Below are 15,316 nucleotides of genomic sequence, written 5' to 3'. Positions count from 1 at the left end.
AATTAAGTATGGTTAAATCATTTTGAGTTAAATCTCAAATGTAAAAACCATACTCAATTGCCTTGAATTTTGGATTTTAAGTTTTACAATAAAATTAATTATATTGATTATCTATTAATTCTGATATATAATCAGCAATTTCATCTGGATGAATGACTGTTTTAAATTCTTCTAGATTCTTTTTCATAAAATTTATTATAGAATCAAACTCATTTGATACTAACTTATAAAATATATTTTTTAGGTCTAAGTCATCACTATAAATCATTCCAAGTCCTTTATCTATTATAAATTTAGCATTTTCAATTTCTTGACCAACTTTTGGCATTTTAACAAGTACTGGAGTTTGAGACTGGATTGCTTCAAATATAGTTGCTCCTCCAGGTTTAGTCAACATTAAGTCACATTCTTTTATCAGATTGTACATATCATTTACAAATCCAAGTACTTTTATATTTTTTAGAGGTTTTTTATGAGTTAAATTATCATATAGTTTTTTATTTTTACCTGTAACTATTGTAATCTCTATGGAATTAATATGTTCTTCAATGAAGTCATCTATCCAATGCATAAAATCCTCATCTATATCAAATAGACCTCTTCCTCCACCCAAAAGCAATAGCCTATATTTTCCACAACAAGGTTCTTTACTTTCAATCTGGAATCTCTTATCTACAGGAACACCAGTAACTTTTATGGAATCTGGACTTATTCCTTTTTGAAAAAATCTATTTTTTATCTCTGGAGATGGAACAAAATATAAATCTGTATTTTCAAAAACCCATTCCATACTGTCTACAACATCTGTGATAACTGTCAATGTTGGTATATTTATATCAGGGTTTTTTATCTTGAAATTATTTACACAAGCAGCAGCTAGTGGAAATGTAGAGATAATCAAATCTGGATTTATATCAGAAATATACTCAGAAAGTTTAGGTGTATATAATTTATGAGAGAAATCATGTCTTGAGTCAAACGATTTCTTAAAATAATAATAATAATTATATAATCCAGGAGTATATTTTGTATTGTTTTCATAAAGCTTCACCATAGGCTTATTCATCATAGGTATACTTGCATTTATAAAGTTTTGTATAACAACATTGTAATTACTATATTTTTCCATGATACATTCTTTAACTGCTTTTGCAGCACTTATATGACCAGCACCAAATTGAGCTGTTAAGATTAATATAGTTTTATCTTCTTTTGTTTTAGACAATTTATCACCACTTTCATAAAATATATCTGATTAGAGTATTATACATTTACATAAGAATTTAATCAATAATAATATTAAAAAATAACTATTGTGTAAAACATAGTACTGTGTTATTATAAAAACATAAGAAGTTTTAACATAGTACCTTGTAAAACACAATACTGTGTATTTAAAGAAAGGATGGAGTATATGAACACACAATTTAGAAAGGGTGTCTTAGAAATTTGTGTACTTGCTCTAATATCTAAAAAAGATATGTATGGATATGAAATAGTACATAATATTTCCAAAGTAATAGATGTAAATGAAGGAACGATATATCCTATTCTAAGAAGACTGACAAAAGATTTGTATTTTGAAACGTATATACTAGAATCTAATGAGGGTCCTGCTAGAAAATACTATAGAATAACTTCACTAGGAAAAGAAAACTTATCCAATCTGATGGAAGAGTGGAGAGAATTTGTAAAAGCTGTTGAGATTTTAATAAGTGAAGATGAGGGAGGTAATGAACTTGAATAAAACTGAGTTTCTGGAAATTTTAAAGGATTATCTAAAAAAGGATTTTTCTGAGAGCGAAGTTAATGATATATTGAGAGATTATGAAGAATATTTTGTAGATGGGATTATAGAGGGAAAGAGTGATATGGAAATAATAGCATCACTTGGTTCACCAAAATCTATAGCAAGAGAACTTATTCTACAGACAAAAGAAAAAAACATTGAAGATGAAAAAATAATAAACACAGATATTTTAAATGATAAGTTTAGTAAATTCAAGTTAGATATGAAAAAGGGTTATTCTATTTTAAAAGATGAAGCTAAAGAAAAGTACAATAAATCGAAAGAAAGAGTAAATGATAAGCTTACTCCAAGTATAGAAGAAGGTGTCGGAGGAGTATCTAGAGAAGCTATAAAGATTTTATTAGTATTTTTATCCTTATTATTGATTATTCCAGCATTTGCATTTGTATGTGCTATTATTTCAGTTGCTATTGGGTTAGTATGTACATTGATTGCTTTTGTCATATCAATTCCATTTGTGATTAAATTTATTTCAATGGTTCCAGATGTTACAATGTTTTGTATATTTGCGACTATAGCATTTATAGGTTTAGAGATACTGGCATGGCAAATTTTACTGTTTGTTATAAAGTTAGGTAAACAATTGTTAGGCAGTTATATAAATTGGATAAAGAGAAAAAACATTTATATAAATGCAAATAAAAAGATGGAAAAAAGAAATAAGGATACTTTAAGTGAGAAAGATTTAAATAAAGATAGTAATGAAGATTTATATGATGATTATTGTAATATAGAAAAAGAAGAGAATATAAAGGAATCTGATAATTACAACGATGATAGTATAAATTTTGAGGCAATGTATAAAGATTTTGAAGAAATAGATGATAAGAAAGGAGAAGATAAACATGAATAAGAAACTTGCCATATTTGCTGCGGTTTTATTGGTAATAGGTATAATTGGAACAACATGGTCAGGGATTTTAGTTATGCCAAGCTTAATAAACTTTGGACTCGAAAAAGAAGCTGAATTCAAAAAGGAAAATAAACTTTATCAAGAAAAAGTAAATATTGACAAGTTAGATGTATCTGTTGGCAATATAAATGTTACGATAAAGAGACATTCAAGTGAAGATGTACGTGTGACAACAAGAGGAAACAATGAATTTTACAAATATAATGTAACTTTAAAGGATAAGACATTAGTTGTAAAAGGTGAAAGAAAATATGAAAATCGTGTTAAAAAAATTAAAAATTTTGACCAATTATTCAATACATCTATAAATAATATGTTTTCAGGAGATTATAGGGAAATAGTAATCTATGTACCAAATAATGTAGATATAAATGTATCAAGTGTAGATTCATCTTTATTAGTATATGATAATGTAGCTTCAAGCAATATAACATATAAGACTTCTTATGGAAGATTTGAGAGAGTTATAACTGAAAATAATATAAATAAGTTAGATACATTAAACTTAATATCTAGCAATAATCTTGAATTATCTACAAAATCAGTCTTAGGTGTTAAAAACGTAAATATAGAAACAGAATCATTAGATATATCTTCAGAATATGAAGACATATTTGTCAATAATGTAGAACAATATATACCTGAAAATATAAATATAAAAGAAAAAATAGGTAGAAATTCACATTACGATAACAACTTTAGCATATATTGTGATTTTCCAATTGCTAAAAATTTAGATATAGAGGTTCCAAATTCTAAAGTAAGTCTTAGTCTACCAGTAAATAAGTATAAGTTTAATTGCGATATAAAATCTAAAGAAAGAATAGAAGAAATTAATGATGAGTCAGAAGAATACAATGATAGTTCAATTGAATATGAACACAGTGAAGAAAATCATAACGCATATAAAAATATAAGAGAAATAAAAGGGCTTTTAAATGAAAACTTGTCGAATTTAGAACAAGAGTATACTATAAAAATAAATTCAAATAAATTAGAAATGTAAATAATTCATTACTATAATTAATAAATTGACCTAAAAGTATAAAAATATAGTCTATACTATGGTATAATAAGTATCGAAATAGAATTGGGAGAGGGATACTTATGAATAAAATAGCAGTAAGTTTTTTAATAATTGCTACTACTTTATTGAGTACAGCATGTATGGATTATAAAGTTGACAAAGTAGAATTGGTTGATTCTAGAGATTCTGCAGTTGTAAAGAAAGGTGAAGATATCAAAGAAGAAACTGATACAATTAATCCTAGAAGAACAGCTAAAATACCTATAGAGATAGTTTCAAAGGATGAAAAGATAGTAAAATACTTACAAATAGATGAAGAAAGTACATTAAAAGAAAAACTACAGTTAATCTTAGATACTTTATCACATGAGTATTTTAATGGTTTAGATATGGAAGTAGAAGTTCAGGAAAAAGATAGTCTAGTTAAGATAAACTTAGTTGAACCTGATGAAAAGGGGAGAGTTTCTTGGAAAGATGATTATTTAAATGAACAAAATATAATATATACTATAAATAATATTATCAAAAATGTCATTCAAGAAGATGATAATAGTATTTGGATTGAAGAAGTAGAGATATACTACAATGGAGAATTAATAGAGTTAACATAAGAAATGATGTGTTTTATTTAAAAGCACATCATTTTTTTATAATTTTTTAATTCTTATAAAATCCTTATATTTATGATTTAGAATGATTCTTGTAAATAAGTTTGACAAAAGAAAGGATGAAAATTATGAGTAATTATATTTTGGAAGTAAAAGGAGTTTCTAAAAAGTTTAAGGAGCAGGTTGCAGTTGATAATATTTCAATTGCAATTAAACATAATTCTATTTATGGATTATTAGGGCCGAATGGAGCTGGGAAATCCACTTTATTAAAAATGATAACAGGAATCTTAAACCCCACTTCTGGGAAGATATTATTTGAAGGTCATAGATGGACTAGAAAAGATTTAGCAAACATTGGGTCTCTTATTGAATCACCTGCTATATATGAGAATTTAACAGCAAGAGAAAATTTAAAAGTTCATACTACATTACTTGGTATTCCTGACTCTCGCATTGAAGAAGTTTTAGGGATTGTTGATTTAAGAGATACTTTTAAAAAGCGTTCAGGTCAGTTTTCTCTGGGTATGAAGCAACGTCTTGGTATTGCTATTGCATTATTAAATCACCCAAAACTTTTAATCTTAGATGAGCCTACAAATGGACTTGACCCTATTGGAATTGAGGAACTTAGAGAACTGATTCGTTCTTTTCCAAAACAAGGAATTACAGTTATTTTATCAAGTCATATTTTATCTGAGGTTGAGCAAGTTGTAGATGAAATTGGAATAATTTCTAATGGAGTAATAGGGTATCAAGGAGAAGTATCAAGGGAACAAAATTTAGAAGAACTTTTTATGAAAGTTGTAGCTGAAAATAGAAAGAGAGGTAAGTAACATGGAAAGATTTGTTAGAGCAGAATTCCTAAAGATGAAAGGAACTTTTGGAATGAGATTGTCTTGGATAGCCCCAATATTTTCTATACTTATCTGCTTTGGACTAGGTGGAGGACAAAATGGTGCTTACAATTGGTGGTATACTATGTTTCTTCCAGGAGCAATAACTTTGATTTGTTCTTTAGTAGTACAAAAAGATGAAAAAAAGAAGTATCGAGGTGTATTGTCATTGCCAGTTGACAAAAAAAATATCTGGACTGGAAAAATACTTTATTGTACCATTATACTTTGTATATCTTCAATTATTTTCATGATAGGGATAGTTTTTATTGGAGTAGTTTATAAGAAAACTATTTTAATAAATCAAAATATTATTGGAACTATAGTACTTATCTTACTATTTATGTGGCAAATTCCACTTTGTATGTTTTTAGCCTCAAAATTTGGTTTGTTTATTACAGTTTTAATAAATATGTTTTTCACTGTATTTGGAGTAGCTGTTTTTTCAACTACAAGTTCATGGTGCTTATTTCCATATTCAATTCCATCAAGATTAATGGCTGCAATATTGCATATTTTACCAAATGGACTTCCTGTACCAGAAGGAAATGAACTTTTAAGCCCTAATGTCATTTTACCAGGTATATTAATATCTATTGCTTTATTTATATTATTTACTTTAGCTACAAGTGCTTGGTTTAAAAATAGAGAGGTGAAATAATATGGCACAACTAATAAGACTATTTAATTCTGACTTGATAAAACTAAAAAGAACTTACATAGTACTAATACACTTTTGTATTGCATTAGTAGGAATAGGCTTATTTTTAGGATATTACAATATTTCAGGTTATGATAGTATATCAAAGATAGTAGCATATTTACAAGTTATAGCTATAGCTTTTCCTTTATTATCAAGTATTATGTGTTCAATGTGCGTTGAACAAGAATATTACTCAGGAAATTATAAGCATATACTAACATCATCTAATCCAAAATACCTTACAATTATAAGTAAATATGTAATTTTAATATGCCTTGGTTTTGGAGCAACATTAGTTTCTGTGTTAGGTTTTGAATTTGGTATAGATACTATTTTTAATAATAATCATTTTACACTAAGTTTTTATATGATTTCAATTTTAATTTTAGCAGGAAGTAATCTATTTGAATATATATTACATTTATTCTTAAGTTTGAGATTTGGAAAAGGAGCATCAATTGGGGTAGGTATAGTGGAGACTTTACTTTCAGCACTATTACTAACTGGACTAGGAGATGGTATATGGCAGTATATTCCTTGTGCATGGGGTGTTAGATTTGTAAGTGTTTGGGCATCTTTTTCAAGTTCTAAAGAAATTGAATCAATTCAAGAGTTCCAGTCAATAGGTTTAATTTGTGGCTTTGCAACTATTTTTGCATTTGTAATTTTATGTATTTGGTTTTCTAAATGGGAAGGTAAGAAATCTGAAGAATAAAATAATTAATTGTTTATTTAGATTATTTGTATTATTATATTATAGTATAATTTGATAACAGAAAAGAGATAAAAATAATCAGATATACAGTTGCTTAGGTGTTAATTAAACTGTTTGGAGGATATGATACGAATGTTTCGGAAAAAAAATTCTAATAATAAAAAAGTTGTAAAGTTAAGAACTATTTTTGTAAGATATTTGTCTGTATTCTTTGTTACAACAATTACTTTGGGAGTTCTTTTAGTATTTTTGTTTTCTGTGTTATTATCATTAGGAGTAGTGTTGCCATCCAATTATACAGAAAAGCAAATCTACAAATATAAAGATGAAATTATTTCAAGTGAAAAAGTAACTAAAGATATAATACCAGATTTTTGTGACTATGGAATCTACACTTTAGATGGTAAATTGACTTCGGGAACTTTTAATAATGAAGAAGCAAAAAAAACTTGGAATTTAATGAAAGGTATTGAAGTAAAAAGTGGACATTCGTCAGACAATTATATAAAACTTTTTAGACAAAATGAAGTATGTATAATAAGATATGATATAGTATCAGAATTCAATTCTCCAGGTTTAAGAAAATATTTGCCAAAGCCAGAAGTATTAGGGATAATTATTTTTGTTGTAGCATTTTTTATTGAAGTGGTTATACTATCAAAATCTTTTGGTAAAAAAATTAATGCAAAAATGGACCTTTTGAAAAATGCTACAGAAAAAATACAACAGCAAGATTTAGATTTTACAATAGAATCTAGTGATATTTATGAAATTGATAATGTTCTCTTTTCTATAGAAAAAATGAAGCTAGCATTAAAAGATTCTCTAGAAAAGCAGTGGAGACTGGAAGAAACTCGAAAAGAACAGATATCTGCATTAGCACATGATATAAAGACCCCATTAACCATTATACATGGAAATGCGGACTTATTGATTGAAATAAATGACAATCCTGAGCTATCAGAATATATGGAATATATAGCAAATGGTGTTACTCAGATAGAAAAATATATTAACACTCTAATATACATATCTAAAGCAGATAAAGGTTATACAATTAATAAAGAAAGTATTAATATTGATAAATTTATAGAGGATGTTTTGGTGCAAATAGAAGCACTGGCCAGTACAAAAAGTTTAGATGTGGAATTTTATAAGCAAGATGATTTACCTAAGAATATAACAATAGATAGAGAATTATTATTTAGAGCTATTATGAATATAATTTCAAATGCTATTGATTATTCAACAAATCAAAGTAAGTTATATTTTGATGTATTAGTAAATCAAAGATATTTAAAATTTGTAATTACAGATTGTGGAAGAGGTTTTTCTAAGGAAGATTTATCAAAAGCTACAGAACAGTTTTATACAGGCGATTCGAGTAGGAACTCTAAATCTCATTATGGTATGGGTCTATACATTGCAAATACTATTATACAAAAACATAATGGTAATTTAAATGTTGAAAATTCTATAAAAACTAGTGGAGCAATGATAACAATTGAAATACCAATAATTTAATACTTATATCCATTTTATAAATACCTAAATTTTATATACTTGGTAGGTATTTGTAAAATGGATAATTTTTGTGGTTAATTTTATATATTAATTAAATCTGATAAAAAGTTTTCGAACATCACTCCATCATTTCTATCAGTGTCAAATTGAGACGTATAATTTATCGTTTTATATATAAAATCTGTTGCAGTATTAACAGCTATTCCTAAGTCATGGTTATTCACTAGCATACCACAAAGTATAGATGTAAATATATCTCCAGTTCCACTATAAGAACAGTTATTGTATTTAACAGAAGTAAAGAATATATGGTCAGTATCTCTATCATAAGCTAAATTTAATATATTATCATCTTCTAATATACCTGTGATTACAACTTTACTAGGTCCTAAAGAAGATACAGATTTTGCAATATTTATAAGTTCATCTCTATTATAATCCTTTTTTGTATAGTCATTTCCAGTTAAGAAACAAGCTTCTGTTAAATTAGGAGTAGTTAAATCTGAATGTCTAACTAATTCTTTAATTTCATGTCTCATTTCTTCTGTAAAGATTGGATACATAATTCCATTATCGCCCATTACAGGGTCAACTACGATAAAAGCATTTGGATAATCATTTATAAAGTTTGCCACTATTTCAATTTGATGTTTTGAACCTAAAAAACCACTATATATACTATCAAAGTTGACTTTTAAATTTTTCCAAACAGTTGAATATTTTACCATCTCATCAGTGCAATCTAAAAATGTAAACTCAGGATAACCAGTTTGACTTGAAAGTATAGCTGTTGGAAATGGACAACATTGAACCTTTAATGCTGAAAGTATAGGTATAGCAACTGATAATGAACATTTTCCTATTCCAGATAAGTCATTAATTGCTGCGACTTTTTTTTGCATAAAAAACCCTCCATTAGTATGTATTAATCATAATGATATCAAAATATTTATATACATATATATTACTATAAAAAAAAGAAAAAAGTAGATTATAAAATAAAAATTTGTAAAAAAAACAGTGTATCAATACAATTAATTTTTAATATTGGACATAATAAGATAGAGAATTATTAAATATGAAAATTATTGTATATAATAATAGCTTTTTTGTGAATTTATTCGTAAGGTGTACTATTTGGGAGGTGTAGCTTTGAAAATACTGAAAAATAAAAATAAGTACATCAAAGGTATAATGGCATTTGTATTTTTATCTTTAGCTACTACAGCAGGTGTATTTTTAATTAATGATTTAAGTATGAAAAATATGAAAGAAAAAGTTATAGAATCTGCTACTGTTGAAGGTGATGATGTAAAAGACCAGTATAAGTTATTGCTTGAAAATTTATTTGACTACAGAAATAAGGCAATATTAGAGAAAAATGAAAATATTTTAAAAGGTCTTTATGAAACAGAAAAAAAGTTTGGTCTTTGGGCTTATGAAAATGAAGTAAAAAAGATGAAGTATTTAGAAAATTGGTCTAGTAAACAAGGTGTAAAGTTTAAAGACATAAAGACAAGAGTCAAAGTTAAAAAAATAAAAGAAAAAGAAAAAGACTTATATGGCATAATATGTTCTGTATCAACTGAGTATAAGTACTCATATGAAAATCAAAAGGACAAAGAAAATGTATTTAGAATAGGTACATATCACTATCTAAATGTAAAAATCATAGATAATCAATATGTAATAACTAAAGAGTGGTATACAGACCCTTTTGCAGATTCTTTAAATTTAGAAAATATAAAATCTGATGATATAAGAAGCTATATTGGTCAACAAAATGCTGTAGAGTTACAGCTTACAGAAGAGCAAAAGAAGGCTATAGATTATGCACATAAATACTGTGGAGCAGCAGCAGATGAAGAACATGGTATGAAGTTTAATCCAAATTATAGAGATTATAATCCAGAAGGTGGAGATTGTGCCAACTTTGCATCACAGATAATGTTTGAAAGTGGAAAGTTTAAGAAAAATTCAATCTGGAATTATAGTGAAAGAGCAGGAACAAAAGCATGGGTAAATGCGCAAGCTTTTAAAAATTATGCTCTCTATAGTGGAAGAGGTTCATTAATAGCTAAAGGTTCTTACGAAGATGTTTACAAAGAAGCTTATAATCTACGTCCTGGAGATTTTGTAGGATATGAAAAAAAAGGTAGAATAACACATGTTTCGACTGTAACGGGATTGGATTCAAGAGGATATCCTTTGGTAACCTGTCATAATACTGATAGAATGCTTGTGCCATGGGATTTAGGTTGGAGTGATAAATCTATAAGATTCCATATAATAAAAATAAACTATTAAAAATTTATAAAGAAAAATAAAGTATAAAAGATAACAATGATTTAATATTATAAATTAAAAAAAATGATTGTTAATGTATAAAAATAATAATAATTGACAAACATAGCTATATATGATAAAGTAGTAATAAGGTTACAGAAAAGAGTAGCTAAATAATTGTGTTTTTTTAGGAGGATTTATTAATGAAAACTGGTGTAGTTAAATGGTTTAACAATGAAAAAGGATTTGGATTTATATCTGTAGAAGGTGAAGGAGATGTTTTCGTACATTTCTCAGCTATAACAGGAGATGGATACAAATCATTAGAAGAAGGACAAAGTGTTGAATTCGAAGTAGTGGATGGAGCTAAAGGTCCTCAAGCTGCTAACGTAGTTAGATTATAATTAAAAATTCATATATATTAGTATTCTAGTAATATGACAGATAAGCCGCTAATCGTTTAGCGGTTTTTTCAGTTTTTTGTAAACTAAATTAATTGCAAAATAAATTAAAATTATTAAAATAAAGGCATTAATAATAAGATAAATATGTTAAAATTAATAGTGTAGAGTAAAATTATTATGGCTAAGTTTAAGTCAATTAACCTCTAGTTAATTTTCTATAAAAAGAATAAGTGACGCTGATAGACCATATAAAAATATTAATAAAGTATAGACATTTAAAGCTATTAAAAGAAAAACGCTTGTTACAGCGTATAGTATCTAAAAAATACTTAGAAAATGAGAAAGGAGAAAGTTACTGCAAAAAAGTAACATTATAAATATTGGATAATATTTATAAGTTTTCGGTAACGGTGGGTAGTGTAATGAACATATTATTCTTTCTAACACCAAAAAGTGAAGTAGCATATATATATGAAGACTACACTATAAGGCAAGCCCTAGAAAAAATGGAATATCACAAATACTCTGCAATTCCAATAATAAGCAAAGAGGGTAAATATATTGGAACTATAACAGAAGGTGATTTTTTATGGACATTAAAAAACGACTTAAATCTGGACCTAAAAGGATTGGAAGATGTTCCAGTAACAGATATAAATAGAAAAATGGATAATTCTCCTGTTTCCATCAATGCAGATATTGAAGATTTAGTAATAAAATCTTTAAATCAAAATTTTATTCCTGTTATAGATGACCAAGATACATTTATTGGGATAATAAAAAGAAGAGATGTAATAGGTTATTGTTATGAGATAATACGTGGATATAAAAATTTAGCAGATGATAATTAGAAAATTTTTTGAAACTTTTCAAGTTTCTACTTCTATTCTTTGTAATAAAAGAATAATAATATGAAATTAAATTCTTAAACTTTAATATAAAAGCTGTCTTTTCTAAAAATTATAGATAAGACAGCCTTTTTTATCTGTTGTTTTATTATTAGTCGTTGTATTTTACAAGATTTCCATATTTAGCATTAAGAGAATTTATTTTATTTCCATAAACTTCATTTTGTTTTTGGTATAATAAACTTTTTTCAACTTCATCTTTAACTTCATCAAATGTAGATTCTGTACTTTCTTGAAGGTCTTCTAACTTTATTATATGGTATCCAAATTGAGTTTTAACTGGTTCACTTACTTCACCTTTAGCCATAGAGAATACAGCTTCTTCAAACTCAGGAACCATTTGTCCTCTACCGAATGTTCCTAAATCACCACCCATATCTTTAGATGGGCAAGAAGAATGTTTAACAGCAGCATCTTCAAAAGATATTTCTTCTGATTTTATTTGAGCAAGTATTTCTTTAGCTTTTTCATCACTATCTACTAGTATATGTTTAGCAGTTGCACTTTCTGGTTTAGAAAAAGAACTCTTATTAGCTTCAAAGAATTTTACTTTTTCATCTTCTGTTACATCAACACTAGATAAAACTTTATTTATAGCAAATTGCTTTAATACATTTGCTTCTATTTTTTTCATTTCTAACTTAAACACTTCTTCTTCATCTAATTTTTCGTCCTTAGCATCTAAGAAGAATAGTTCTTGGTTTACTAAATCATTTAATAAATGTTTTTTTCCTTCTTCAGTTTTAAATTGCATTGCTTGATAAGGATCTAATGATTTTAATGCATTTTCAATATCAATATTAGTTATCTCTTTTTCTCCAACTGTTACTAAAACTTTTTTTTCCATATTTTCCATAATAGTTAACTCCTTTTATAGTGTATTTCATTATTAATATAAAGCTACCAACTTAAATAATATCAGAAAACGATGTATATGTCTAACATTTAAAGTCATATTAAGTCAAATAGACTTAGATTTAATAGAACAAGGTGATTACAATCAATAGAATTGAGGCCATAATTCCCACTATTCCTTCTTCATGTTTAAATTTAAGTGTTTTTACTATTGAATAATAAAAATATATTCCAGTAAAAACTATCTTTAGATACAAGAAAAATAAACTCTTTGGATATATCAAGAAACTAAAAAGAGTAAATATAAATGCAAGTAAAGTGCTTATCCTGTAAAAGAAATCTATTTGTGTAATGTCTTTATATTTTATTATAAATATTGAGTATAAAATGATGTAAATAATTGCAACAATTGTATAAGCAGTAAATAATGTATTTTCAAGAGTACCATTTGAAATTACTATCCACTTATACCACATAATTGGCCAAAAAAATAGTGCTAAGAACTTAAAATAATTATCAAAAAACTTTTCTTTATACATTCATCAAACAACCTTTCTTAAAAAAGCATGTATTTGTTTTTAGAATTTAAAATAATGTGCTATCATTATTATATATTAATATTGAGTTTATAGAAACCAAAATTTGCTAAAATAAATATATAGATTTTTGTTATTAAGTCAATTAAAATTACTACCATTTTATTATGAAATTGGATCAAATATGTAGAAATATGGCAAATTAGTTAATACAAGATATTTATTATTACCAAGTGGTAAAGTTTGTTTTTTTAATGATAAGAATTCCAATCTTTTTTGAAAAAATTTGATATCTACATTAAGTATATCAGCCATTTCATAAACGCAAGTAATACCAGAATTAATTATATTTATTATATCTTCTTCTGTAATTAAAAATTCACAAGCCCATTTTAAAGCTTTATTTTCACATTTGTCTATAATGATTTTTGTGTAATAATCATTATAAGAGGATATATAGTATCCAAAACTAGTGAAATGATGTCCAAGTTCCTCTGCTAATATGGATGTAAGTTTATTGGTATTTTGTTTTAAGTTACTGAGTAATGATATAACTTTTATACCATGCCTGTTTATATATAATCCTTCTAAGTCACCTGCAATATGAGTGGTATAATGAATTATTATCTCTTCCTGAGAAGCTAATTCAAAAAGTTTATCCAAATTATTCATAAAAATCCCCCTAATATAGAATGTATGTTTGATGAAAAGTTATATTAAAAGAGCAGAGAAATAAATCTGCTCATTATATAGTTTATTTTTTTTTATATTTATTTAGTAAAAATTCTATATAATCATTAAGTTGTTCTTGAGCTTCTTCAGGTAAGTCTTCATGTGGATTTTTTCTATGTGCCGCAACAGTGTCAATATTTTCCTTAACCAAGGTTCTTCCAAGAAGGTAATCAACTGATACATTAAATACATCAGCCAATTTATTTAAAATATGTTCATCAGGAAATCTGTTTTCTGTTTCATAGTATCCTAAAACTCTTTGAGAAACTCCTACTTTTTCACCAAGTTCTCTTTGAGTAAATCCAAATTCCTTTCTAAGTTCTCTTAATCTTTTGGCAAACATTATAACACCACCTTATGTATAAATTATAACAAATTGTTCTAAAAATTAAAACTAATAAAAGAAAAAAGAATGATTTTTTCTAAAAAATATTGATAAAGAACAAATAATTCTATATAATGAATATAGATAAGAACAAAATATTCTTAATTATACTAGGAGGAGAAAAGTATGTTTAAAAATAATTTAAAAGGTTACAGAGAATCTATAAGGTTGTCGCAAACTAAATTTGGAGAAAGCGGGAATTACAAATAATTATATATCAAGAGTAGAAATAGGCATAAAAAGTTATGATTCATTTTGCATAAAAAATTCTGTTATTTCAGAACAAAATATGAATAAAATTTTTTGAATATATATAGAACAAAATGTTCTTTAAAGTTTGTGGAACTTGCAATAAGGCTATTGATTAGAAACTATCATTATAAAGTTAAGGCTAAAGACAATAAAATATAAAAAGGAGAAATACAATGGATAATAAAAAAGATATATTACTTAAGGAAGTAGATGAAAGATTACATAATTACAAGTATTTGGATGTAAAGATAAAGAATATTAACCTAGATATAAAAAGATGTGAAAATGAATACTTTGGATGTGGAGCTGTAGTTTATACTGAAAAAACTAGTACTACATATAATATAAGTTCTTCTGTTGAAAATGAAGTTATAAAAAAAGAGGAGAGATTAAGAAAATTAAAAATGGAAAAAGATGATATAGAAATAGAAAAGGAAAAAATAGAAAATGCTCTAACTTGTCTAAATGATATGGAGATGGAATTTTTTAATCTCTTTTATAATAGTAAGACTAAAAATAATATGACCTATATTTCTATGAAATTGCATTTAGATAGAACTTCTTGCTACAACTTAAAGAAAAAGATGATTTGTAAATTAAGTGAAATATTATAAAAAACATAACACTTTTACAACACTTTATACACACTATAGCAACAACACCCACTGAAATACATGAGATAATGTTATTGTGAAAGAAATCTATAGTGAGGGAGGTGAGGAATTGAGAAACATGATATTACCTAAAAATATAGAGGGAACA

General features: G+C 26.3%; 17 protein-coding genes. 12 read left to right on the top strand and 5 right to left on the bottom strand.

What is annotated here, in order from left to right:
• Positions 1-94: 94 nt before the first annotated feature.
• The gene (locus tag JJC01_14000) at positions 95-1,225 is read right to left on the bottom strand and encodes a galactosyldiacylglycerol synthase (GenBank protein ID UDN57278.1); all 1,131 of its coding nucleotides are present in this window, start codon (positions 1,223-1,225) and stop codon (positions 95-97) included.
• A gap of 189 nt (positions 1,226-1,414) precedes the next feature.
• Between JJC01_14000 and JJC01_13995 the strand changes: the two genes are divergently transcribed.
• From JJC01_13995 to JJC01_13960, 8 genes are all read left to right on the top strand, one after another.
• Positions 1,415-1,747 (top strand): PadR family transcriptional regulator, encoded by a 333-nt coding sequence (locus JJC01_13995; GenBank protein ID UDN57277.1) that lies wholly within the window; start codon positions 1,415-1,417, stop codon positions 1,745-1,747.
• Entirely contained in the window at positions 1,734-2,663 is a 930-nt protein-coding gene (locus JJC01_13990; GenBank protein ID UDN57276.1) for a DUF1700 domain-containing protein, read from the top strand. The genes JJC01_13995 and JJC01_13990 overlap by 14 nt, the downstream gene beginning before the upstream one ends.
• A complete protein-coding gene (locus JJC01_13985; protein UDN57275.1) occupies positions 2,656-3,729 on the top strand; it encodes a DUF4097 family beta strand repeat protein in 1,074 nt (357 codons plus the stop codon). Before JJC01_13990 ends, JJC01_13985 begins: the two co-directional genes overlap by 8 nt.
• Positions 3,730-3,830: 101 nt before the next feature.
• The gene (locus JJC01_13980) at positions 3,831-4,361 is read left to right on the top strand and encodes a hypothetical protein (protein ID UDN57274.1); all 531 of its coding nucleotides are present in this window, start codon (positions 3,831-3,833) and stop codon (positions 4,359-4,361) included.
• 125 nt (positions 4,362-4,486) lie between these two features.
• Positions 4,487-5,194, top strand: a complete 708-nt coding sequence (locus JJC01_13975; GenBank protein ID UDN57273.1) for a lantibiotic protection ABC transporter ATP-binding protein — start codon at positions 4,487-4,489, stop codon at positions 5,192-5,194.
• Between the two features lies 1 nt (position 5,195).
• Entirely contained in the window at positions 5,196-5,915 is a 720-nt protein-coding gene (locus tag JJC01_13970) for a lantibiotic immunity ABC transporter MutE/EpiE family permease subunit (GenBank protein ID UDN57272.1), read from the top strand.
• Between the two features lies 1 nt (position 5,916).
• Complete coding sequence (locus JJC01_13965; protein UDN57271.1) at positions 5,917-6,672, top strand: lantibiotic immunity ABC transporter MutG family permease subunit; 756 nt, start codon at positions 5,917-5,919, stop codon at positions 6,670-6,672.
• Positions 6,673-6,804: 132 nt separating this feature from the next.
• Positions 6,805-8,196 carry a HAMP domain-containing histidine kinase gene (locus JJC01_13960; GenBank protein ID UDN57270.1) on the top strand — a complete coding sequence of 464 codons (1,392 nt, stop codon included), beginning with the start codon at positions 6,805-6,807 and terminating at the stop codon, positions 8,194-8,196.
• 80 nt (positions 8,197-8,276) lie between these two features.
• On the opposite strand, the gene JJC01_13955 is transcribed toward JJC01_13960, so the two are convergent.
• Complete coding sequence (locus JJC01_13955; GenBank protein ID UDN57269.1) at positions 8,277-9,098, bottom strand: pyridoxamine kinase; 822 nt, start codon at positions 9,096-9,098, stop codon at positions 8,277-8,279.
• Between the two features lie 235 nt (positions 9,099-9,333).
• Between JJC01_13955 and JJC01_13950 the strand changes: the two genes are divergently transcribed.
• The 3 genes from JJC01_13950 to JJC01_13940 all read left to right on the top strand — a co-directional run bounded on the left by JJC01_13950 (position 9,334) and on the right by JJC01_13940 (position 11,737).
• Positions 9,334-10,503, top strand: a complete 1,170-nt coding sequence (locus JJC01_13950; GenBank protein UDN57268.1) for an amidase domain-containing protein — start codon at positions 9,334-9,336, stop codon at positions 10,501-10,503.
• Positions 10,504-10,685: 182 nt separating this feature from the next.
• Positions 10,686-10,886 (top strand): cold-shock protein, encoded by a 201-nt coding sequence (locus JJC01_13945; protein ID UDN57267.1) that lies wholly within the window; start codon positions 10,686-10,688, stop codon positions 10,884-10,886.
• Between the two features lie 422 nt (positions 10,887-11,308).
• The gene (locus JJC01_13940; GenBank protein ID UDN57266.1) at positions 11,309-11,737 is read left to right on the top strand and encodes a CBS domain-containing protein; all 429 of its coding nucleotides are present in this window, start codon (positions 11,309-11,311) and stop codon (positions 11,735-11,737) included.
• 148 nt (positions 11,738-11,885) lie between these two features.
• Here the strand turns inward: JJC01_13940 and JJC01_13935 are convergent, their stop codons facing one another.
• The 3 genes from JJC01_13935 to JJC01_13925 all read right to left on the bottom strand — a co-directional run bounded on the left by JJC01_13935 (position 11,886) and on the right by JJC01_13925 (position 14,260).
• Positions 11,886-12,641, bottom strand: coding sequence for a peptidylprolyl isomerase (locus JJC01_13935; GenBank protein UDN60185.1), 756 nt, complete (start codon positions 12,639-12,641; stop codon positions 11,886-11,888).
• A 709-nt stretch (positions 12,642-13,350) separates the two neighbouring features.
• Entirely contained in the window at positions 13,351-13,857 is a 507-nt protein-coding gene (locus JJC01_13930) for a hypothetical protein (GenBank protein ID UDN57265.1), read from the bottom strand.
• Between the two features lie 82 nt (positions 13,858-13,939).
• Positions 13,940-14,260 (bottom strand): XRE family transcriptional regulator, encoded by a 321-nt coding sequence (locus tag JJC01_13925; GenBank protein ID UDN57264.1) that lies wholly within the window; start codon positions 14,258-14,260, stop codon positions 13,940-13,942.
• A gap of 467 nt (positions 14,261-14,727) precedes the next feature.
• Here JJC01_13925 and JJC01_13920 point away from each other — a divergent pair, with 467 nt between their 5' ends.
• Entirely contained in the window at positions 14,728-15,168 is a 441-nt protein-coding gene (locus JJC01_13920) for a hypothetical protein (GenBank protein ID UDN57263.1), read from the top strand.
• Positions 15,169-15,316: the final 148 nt, after the last annotated feature.

Origin of the sequence: Clostridioides sp. ES-S-0010-02 (assembly GCA_020641055.1) — a bacterium.
Lineage (GTDB): Bacteria > Bacillota > Clostridia > Peptostreptococcales > Peptostreptococcaceae > Clostridioides.
Note: the sequence above shows the minus strand (reverse complement) of the source record. Positions and strands in the feature narration are given on the sequence as shown.

What these genes read in the sequence shown, in the direction of transcription:
- JJC01_13940 (UDN57266.1), top strand. Translation starts at nt 11,309, where the DNA reads ATGAACATATTATTCTTTCTAACACCAAAAAGTGAAGTAGCATATATA.
- JJC01_13980 (UDN57274.1), top strand. Translation starts at nt 3,831, where the DNA reads ATGAATAAAATAGCAGTAAGTTTTTTAATAATTGCTACTACTTTATTG.
- JJC01_13965 (UDN57271.1), top strand. Translation starts at nt 5,917, where the DNA reads ATGGCACAACTAATAAGACTATTTAATTCTGACTTGATAAAACTAAAA.
- JJC01_13920 (UDN57263.1), top strand. Translation starts at nt 14,728, where the DNA reads ATGGATAATAAAAAAGATATATTACTTAAGGAAGTAGATGAAAGATTA.
- JJC01_13975 (UDN57273.1), top strand. Translation starts at nt 4,487, where the DNA reads ATGAGTAATTATATTTTGGAAGTAAAAGGAGTTTCTAAAAAGTTTAAG.
- JJC01_13955 (UDN57269.1), bottom strand. Translation starts at nt 9,098, where the DNA reads ATGCAAAAAAAAGTCGCAGCAATTAATGACTTATCTGGAATAGGAAAA.
- JJC01_13960 (UDN57270.1), top strand. Translation starts at nt 6,805, where the DNA reads ATGTTTCGGAAAAAAAATTCTAATAATAAAAAAGTTGTAAAGTTAAGA.
- JJC01_13995 (UDN57277.1), top strand. Translation starts at nt 1,415, where the DNA reads ATGAACACACAATTTAGAAAGGGTGTCTTAGAAATTTGTGTACTTGCT.
- JJC01_13945 (UDN57267.1), top strand. Translation starts at nt 10,686, where the DNA reads ATGAAAACTGGTGTAGTTAAATGGTTTAACAATGAAAAAGGATTTGGA.
- JJC01_13990 (UDN57276.1), top strand. Translation starts at nt 1,734, where the DNA reads ATGAACTTGAATAAAACTGAGTTTCTGGAAATTTTAAAGGATTATCTA.
- JJC01_13925 (UDN57264.1), bottom strand. Translation starts at nt 14,260, where the DNA reads ATGTTTGCCAAAAGATTAAGAGAACTTAGAAAGGAATTTGGATTTACT.
- JJC01_13970 (UDN57272.1), top strand. Translation starts at nt 5,196, where the DNA reads ATGGAAAGATTTGTTAGAGCAGAATTCCTAAAGATGAAAGGAACTTTT.
- JJC01_13985 (UDN57275.1), top strand. Translation starts at nt 2,656, where the DNA reads ATGAATAAGAAACTTGCCATATTTGCTGCGGTTTTATTGGTAATAGGT.
- JJC01_13935 (UDN60185.1), bottom strand. Translation starts at nt 12,641, where the DNA reads ATGGAAAAAAAAGTTTTAGTAACAGTTGGAGAAAAAGAGATAACTAAT.
- JJC01_13930 (UDN57265.1), bottom strand. Translation starts at nt 13,857, where the DNA reads ATGAATAATTTGGATAAACTTTTTGAATTAGCTTCTCAGGAAGAGATA.